The organism is Streptomyces sp. NPDC030814 (genome assembly GCF_055572155.1).
Window position 1 is genome coordinate 1 of record NZ_JBVIDX010000059.1, and the last position, 5,648, is coordinate 5,648.

At 71.4% G+C, this 5,648-nt stretch carries 7 protein-coding genes and 1 pseudogene; 1 reads left to right on the plus strand and 7 read right to left on the minus strand.

The genetic code is table 11. The annotated features are described in order from the left end of the window. Positions 1-86 precede the first annotated feature (86 nt). Entirely contained in the window at positions 87-1,007 is a 921-nt protein-coding gene (locus ACZ43N_RS42625; RefSeq protein ID WP_468105258.1) for a LysR family transcriptional regulator, read from the minus strand. 58 nt (positions 1,008-1,065) lie between these two features. On the opposite strand from ACZ43N_RS42625, the gene ACZ43N_RS42630 reads away from it, so the two are divergent. Beyond that, positions 1,066-1,833 carry an SCO6745 family protein gene (locus ACZ43N_RS42630; RefSeq protein ID WP_468105260.1) on the plus strand — a complete coding sequence of 256 codons (768 nt, stop codon included), beginning with the start codon at positions 1,066-1,068 and terminating at the stop codon, positions 1,831-1,833. 68 nt (positions 1,834-1,901) lie between these two features. On the opposite strand, the gene ACZ43N_RS42635 is transcribed toward ACZ43N_RS42630, so the two are convergent. The 6 genes and pseudogenes from ACZ43N_RS42635 to ACZ43N_RS42660 all read right to left on the minus strand — a co-directional run. Then, positions 1,902-2,669, minus strand: a complete 768-nt coding sequence (locus ACZ43N_RS42635; protein ID WP_468105262.1) for an enoyl-CoA hydratase/isomerase family protein — start codon at positions 2,667-2,669, stop codon at positions 1,902-1,904. 8 nt (positions 2,670-2,677) lie between these two features. Continuing rightward, positions 2,678-3,793, minus strand: coding sequence for a 1,2-phenylacetyl-CoA epoxidase subunit PaaE (gene paaE, locus ACZ43N_RS42640; RefSeq protein WP_468105264.1), 1,116 nt, complete (start codon positions 3,791-3,793; stop codon positions 2,678-2,680). Continuing rightward, positions 3,793-4,308 (minus strand): 1,2-phenylacetyl-CoA epoxidase subunit PaaD, encoded by a 516-nt coding sequence (gene paaD, locus ACZ43N_RS42645; protein WP_468105266.1) that lies wholly within the window; start codon positions 4,306-4,308, stop codon positions 3,793-3,795. Before paaD ends, paaE begins: the two co-directional genes overlap by 1 nt. Then, entirely contained in the window at positions 4,302-5,129 is an 828-nt protein-coding gene (gene paaC / locus ACZ43N_RS42650; protein ID WP_468105268.1) for a 1,2-phenylacetyl-CoA epoxidase subunit PaaC, read from the minus strand. Before paaC ends, paaD begins: the two co-directional genes overlap by 7 nt. Before the next feature lie 9 nt (positions 5,130-5,138). Further along, on the minus strand, positions 5,139-5,432 hold the full coding sequence (gene paaB / locus ACZ43N_RS42655; RefSeq protein WP_468105270.1) for a 1,2-phenylacetyl-CoA epoxidase subunit PaaB: 294 nt from the start codon (positions 5,430-5,432) through the stop codon (positions 5,139-5,141). Then, a pseudogene (locus ACZ43N_RS42660) lies at positions 5,429-5,648 on the minus strand (1,2-phenylacetyl-CoA epoxidase subunit PaaA); the annotation flags it as partial. The pseudogene ACZ43N_RS42660 and the gene paaB, both read right to left, overlap by 4 nt.

The window sequence follows — 5,648 nt, forward strand, 5'->3', positions numbered from 1 at the left end:
AACCGAAACCCACAACTGCCATGGTCATTCCTCGCCCACACCGGCCTGACCATCCACCCACCACATCCACCGAACTTACGAAAAGATCAGTAGGCCGACGGAAGGTGCGGGGTTCGGTTCTCCCGCGCGGCTGTGCGCAGCGCTGCGACCACGGCCGTGGTCGTCGGGTTCGCGGTCGCGGTGTGACGCGTCGCGGCGAACAGCAGGCGCAGGATGGGGCGCTCCTCGATGGGCGCTGTGCGGATTCCGGGTGAGGCCGGGTCGATGGCCGTCCGGGGGACGAGCGCGGTGGCGAGGCCGGCCCGTGCGAGGGCGAGCTGGGTGGCGATGTCGGCGGTGACGTAGCGGGTGGTGGGGGTGAAGCCGGCCTGGTGGCAGGCGTGCAGGATGGCCTGTCCGCAGTCCGTGGTCGGCGGCGGCACGGCGAGGCTGTGCCCGGCCAGTTCCCGCAGGGCCACGGGCCGCTCGTCGCCCTGGTCGGCCGCGGTGACGACGAGCAGCGGATCGTCGAGCAACGGGGTGACGTCGATGCCCTGAGGTGTGGCATCGGGCAGGTGGTGATACCGCTGCCCCACCACCACGTCGACGGTGCCGAGCGCGAGTTCCCGCAGTTGCGCCTGGTCGGTGACGAGGCAGGTCAAGATGAGTTGCGGGTGGTCCGATCCCAGCGCGATCAGTGCGGGGGCCACTATCCGGGCGACGGTCGACGGCAGCGCCGCGAGGGTGGCGGTGGTGCCGACCGTGCCCTTGACCGCCGCGACGGCGCTCTCGGCCTCCTGCACGGCGGCGAGGATCCGGTCGGCGTGTTCGAGGAGCACCCGACCTGCCTCGGTGAGTGCCACGGTTCGCCCGTCGGGGCGCAGCAGTTCGACTCCCACATCGCGACGCAGCGCGGACAGTTGCTGGGACACGGCGCCGGCGGACAGCGCCAGTGACTGGGCGGCCGCGGCGATGGAGCCGCGGGCGGCGACGGTCTTGAGCATGTGCAGACGGCGGACATCCAACATGACTCGATAGATTAACTGAAGGGTTCCATCAGAAATAACCCACTTGACCTATTGAGTCATGGTGAGCGACCTTCAGCGCATGGAGATCTTCGACTGCATCGCGGCGGTTGCCCGGCCCATCCACGATTTCGGTGACGAGTTCATGTCCGACGAGGCGACCGCCGCCGTGGGCCTGCGCGCCGGGTTCTCCCCGGGGCGGGGCTTCTACTGCCGCGGCCGGTTCGGTGTGCTCGGCGAAGCACCGGTCGAGGTGGTCCAGGCAGCGCAGGGATTCCTCGGCCCTCATCTGGTTGCCGGAGGCTGGCTGGCGGGACGGCCCGTGATGCCGACAGGGGAAGCCGCCGCCACCTATGCGCAGGCCGTCCGGACGTGGGGGCGCGACCACATCACCTGTGATGTCGACGTCGAGCACTTCAACCGCCTGGCCCAGCAACTGATCGATGCTGCCGACGCCGACGCACTGCCCCTGTTCGCCGGCTGGCGCGCACAACCCTGCCCGGCCGACGACCCGGTCGGTGCGGCGATGCAGCGCATACACGTACTGCGGGAACACCGTGGCGCCTGCCATCTGGCGGCGGTACGCCTGAGCGGACTGAGCGCCCGAGAGGCCATGGTCATCAACCTCGGCGTCGAGCAGGCGGGCCACTACGGCTGGCCGAGGCCGCGTCCCGTCGCCACGACCCTGATCCCCCGGTGGAAGCGGGCCGAGCGCCTCACCGACGAACTCCAGGCGCCGCTCTACGCCACGCTCACCGACCGGCAACGCACCGAATTCGCACGGCTCGTCGGCGTGTTGACCCGTGTATCTAAGACCTTGAGGCCGTGAATGCTTTCGCTCGGGTCGTGTCGAGGAGCGGGAAACGGAGGGACGCCGGGGCCGTCCCGGCTCCGTGTTCAGGAAAACGTCGCCCTGCCAGGGCCTTCCTCGACGAAACTGCGCATCCCCCGCTCGCGGTCCTCCGTCGCGAACAGGCCCGCGAACCAATTGCGCTCGATGGTGAGACCGGTGTCGAGGTCGGTCTCCAAGCCCTGGTCCACCGACTCCTTGGCGGCCCGCAGGGCGAGTGCGGGGCCCTTGGCCAGCCGGGCGGCCCAGGCCCGCGCGTGCTCGTACACCTCGGCGGCCGGAACCACGAGGTCGACCAGGCCCATCCGAAAGGCCTCGTCGGCGTTGACCATCCGGCCGGTGAAGATGAGGTCCTTGGCCTTGGAGGGGCCCACGATCCGGGACAGGCGCTGGGTACCGCCCGCGCCGGGGACCAGGCCGAGCAGTATCTCGGGCTGGCCGAGCTTTGCGTTGTCGGCAGCGATCCGGTAATCGGCACAAAGGGCCAGCTCGCAGCCGCCACCGAGCGCGTAACCGGTGACCGCGGCGACGACCGGTTTGGGGATGCGGGCGACGGCGGTGAAAGCTTCCTGAAGCGGGCGCGAGCGCCTGACCATTCCGGCGTGGTCGAGGAGTTCCATCTCCTTGATGTCCGCGCCGGCCGCGAACACCTTCTCGCCGCCGTACAGGATCACCGCCCGGACGTCGTCGCGCTCGGTCACCTCTGCGGCGAGCTCGCCGAGCCGGTCCTGGGTGGCGATGTCGAGGGCGTTCATCGGGGGGCGGTCGAGGCGGACCGTGCCGACACCTTCGGCGACTTCCAGATGGACGGACATGGGCTTCCTCAGCTGTCGAAGTCGACGGTCAACGTCTCGGAGACGGGGAAGGTCTGGCAGGTCAGCACATAGCCGGCCTCGACCTCTGCGGCTTCGAGCGCGAAGTTGCGGCGCATGTCGGCCTCCCCTTCGGTGACCAGGGCGCGGCAGGTGCCGCATACTCCGCCCTTGCAGGCGAAGGGCAGGTCGGGCCGCGTCTTCTGGGCGCCGTCCAGCACCGTGGCCGCGCGTGGCAGTGGGGCGGTGGTGGACCGGCCGTCGAGTGTGATGGTGACCTGGCTGACCGGGCCCTCGGCAGCGGCTTCCTCGTGCCGCCGCGTCTGCCGTACCGGCGCGTCGTCCGCGTGGAACAGCTCCTGGTGGATGCGAGGGTCGGGCACACCCAGGTCGGCCAGGACCCGCTGGGCGTCGCGGACCATGCCGTGGGGCCCGCACAGCCACCAGTGGTCCGCGGCGCTGACGTCGACCAGCCCGCCGATGAGGGCGGAGAGGCGGTCGGCGTCCAGGCGGCCGGAGAGAACCTCGGCCTCGCGGGGCTCACGGGAGAGCACGTGGGCGAGCTGGAAGCGCGCCGGGTGCAGGTCCTTCAGATCGGCGAGCTCCTCGGCGAACATGACCGAGCCGGTACGGCGGTTGCCGTAGAACAGTGTGACCCGCGAGCGGTCGTCGCCGGCGAGGACGGACTCGGCGATGGAGAGCATGGGGGTGATGCCGGACCCCGCGGCGATGAGGACGTGGTGGCCGGGCACGGTGAGGTCGGGAGTGAAGGCGCCCGCCGGACCCATCACCTCCAGGGTGTCGCCGGGCCGTACGTCGTGGACCAGCCAGGAGGAGAACAGCCCGCCGGGCACTTCACGCACCCCGATGCGCGGCCGTGTGCCCACCGGGGAACAGATCGAGTAGGAGCGCCGCTCGTCCCGCCCGTCGACTTCGCGGCGCAGGGTGAGCGACTGGCCCGGGGTGAAGGCGAACTCCTCCGCCAGGTCGTCCGGGATGTCGAAGCCGACCGCGACCGCGTCCTCGCACAGCCGCTGCACGGCGGCCACACGCAGCCGGTGGAAGGCCGGGCGGCGCCGCCGCACGGCCGTGGGCGCGGAGGTGCCGGGTGGCAGCAGGTCCTCCATCAGATCTCCTTGACGTACTCGAAGGGTTCGCGGCAGGCGCGGCAGCGCCACAGCGCCTTGCAGGAGGTGGCGCCGAAGCGGGAGGTCTCCTCGGTGTCCGCCGAGCCGCACCGGGGGCACGGAACCGCGGGGCGGGTGGGGGACAGTGTCAGCGGCACCGGGCCGGGGGCGGGGCGCGGCGCCGGGCCGGGGGGCGCGATGCCGTGCTCGGCAAGGGTGCGGCGGCCGCCCGGGGTGATCCAGTCCGTGGTCCAGGGCGGGTCGAGCACCGTGCGCACCCGGACATGCGCGAACCCTGCGGCTGTGAGGCGCGCGGCCACTTCGGCGCGCATCTCGGCCATGGCCGGGCAGCCGGAGTAGGTCGGGGTGAGGCTGACGACGACCGTCCCGTCCGCACCGACCTCGACGTCCCGCAGCACGCCGAGGTCGGCCAGGGTGAGCATGGGCAACTCGGGATCCGGCACGCACGCGGCGATGTGCCGAGCGCGGCGCACGTCCGTCAGCACGGTCACCATGTCGCCTCCGGGTGGGCTCGGGCCACGCTCTGCAGCTCGGCCAGCAGGGGGGCGAGGTGCTCGGTGTGGTCGCCGTCGCGACCGGCGCCGGGCTGTGGCCGGCACACCGGCAGGGGCACTCCGGCCAGCTCCGTGACCTGCTTCAGCACCGCCTCGACCTCGTCCCGGACGTGGTACGCGGTGAACAGCTCGTCCACGTACGGCGCGATCTGCTCCAGCGCCTCCCGCGTCCGCAGACGCGACTCGGCGGTGCCGTCGCCGAGGCGGACGACCCACTCGGCGGCGTACTGCCGGTGATAGCTCAGCTCCTTGACCCCCTTGGCGGCGATCGCGGCGAGCACCGGGTCGTCGGAGGCGGTGAGCCGCTCGAAGTGAGCGAGCCTCCATGCGGAGAGCACCAGCAGGCGTGCGACGCAGAACGCGAAGTCGCCGCCCGGGAGTTCGGAGAGGCGTACGTTGCGGAAGTCGTGGGCGTCGCGGAAGTAGGCGTAGGCGTCCTCGTCGCGGCTGGTGCCGTCGACCTGGCCGGCGCGGGAGTAGAGCAGGCGGGCCTGGCCGAGCAGGTCGAGTCCGATGTTCGCCAGGGCCACCTCCTCCTCCAGCTCGGGGGCGCGGGTGGTCCATTCGGCCAGCCGTTGCGCCAGGACGAGGGCGTCGTCGGCCAGGGCGACACAGACGGCGGCCAGTTCACCGGTGTCGATGCCGGCGGGTACCGCGCTGTCCACTCCGTGGAGGGGGTCCTCGAAGCCGGTGCCGTACGCCCAGCGGGTGTCGTCGTCGTGTCCCTCGGCGAGGGTCAGGTGGACGTGGTCGTCACTCATGCCTGCTCCTCAGATGTGCGGGACGTCGTCGGGGATGTCGTAGAAGGTGGGGTGGCGGTACACCTTGTCCGCGCTGGGCTCGAAGAACGGGTCCTTCTCGTCGCGGGTGGAGGCGGCGATGTGCTCGCTGCGCACCACCCAGACCGACACGCCCTCGTTGCGCCGGGTGTACAGGTCGCGGGCGTGGGTCAGGGCCATCCGGTCGTCGGCCGCGTGCAGCGAGCCCACGTGGACGTGGTTCAGGCCGCGCTTGCCGCGGACGAACACCTCGTACAGCGGCCAGTCCTTCTTCTCGGTGGTCATGCCACCGCTCCCTTCTGTGCACGGCGGGTACGGTCGGCCTGCTTGGCGGCGTGGGCGGCGGCCGCCTCCCGCACCCAGGCGCCTTCCTCGTGGGCGGCCCGGCGTCGGGCGACGCGCTCGGCGTTGCAGGGTCCGTCGCCGCTGATGACCCGCTTCAGCTCCGCCCAGTCGGGGGTGCCGAAGTCGTGGTGGCCACGGTCCTCGTTCCACTTCAGG

What these genes read in the sequence shown, in the direction of transcription:
- ACZ43N_RS42625 (WP_468105258.1), bottom strand. Translation starts at nt 1,007, where the DNA reads ATGTTGGATGTCCGCCGTCTGCACATGCTCAAGACCGTCGCCGCCCGC.
- ACZ43N_RS42630 (WP_468105260.1), top strand. Translation starts at nt 1,066, where the DNA reads ATGGTGAGCGACCTTCAGCGCATGGAGATCTTCGACTGCATCGCGGCG.
- ACZ43N_RS42635 (WP_468105262.1), bottom strand. Translation starts at nt 2,669, where the DNA reads ATGTCCGTCCATCTGGAAGTCGCCGAAGGTGTCGGCACGGTCCGCCTC.
- paaE (WP_468105264.1), bottom strand. Translation starts at nt 3,793, where the DNA reads ATGGAGGACCTGCTGCCACCCGGCACCTCCGCGCCCACGGCCGTGCGG.
- paaD (WP_468105266.1), bottom strand. Translation starts at nt 4,308, where the DNA reads ATGGTGACCGTGCTGACGGACGTGCGCCGCGCTCGGCACATCGCCGCG.
- paaC (WP_468105268.1), bottom strand. Translation starts at nt 5,129, where the DNA reads ATGAGTGACGACCACGTCCACCTGACCCTCGCCGAGGGACACGACGAC.
- paaB (WP_468105270.1), bottom strand. Translation starts at nt 5,432, where the DNA reads ATGACCACCGAGAAGAAGGACTGGCCGCTGTACGAGGTGTTCGTCCGC.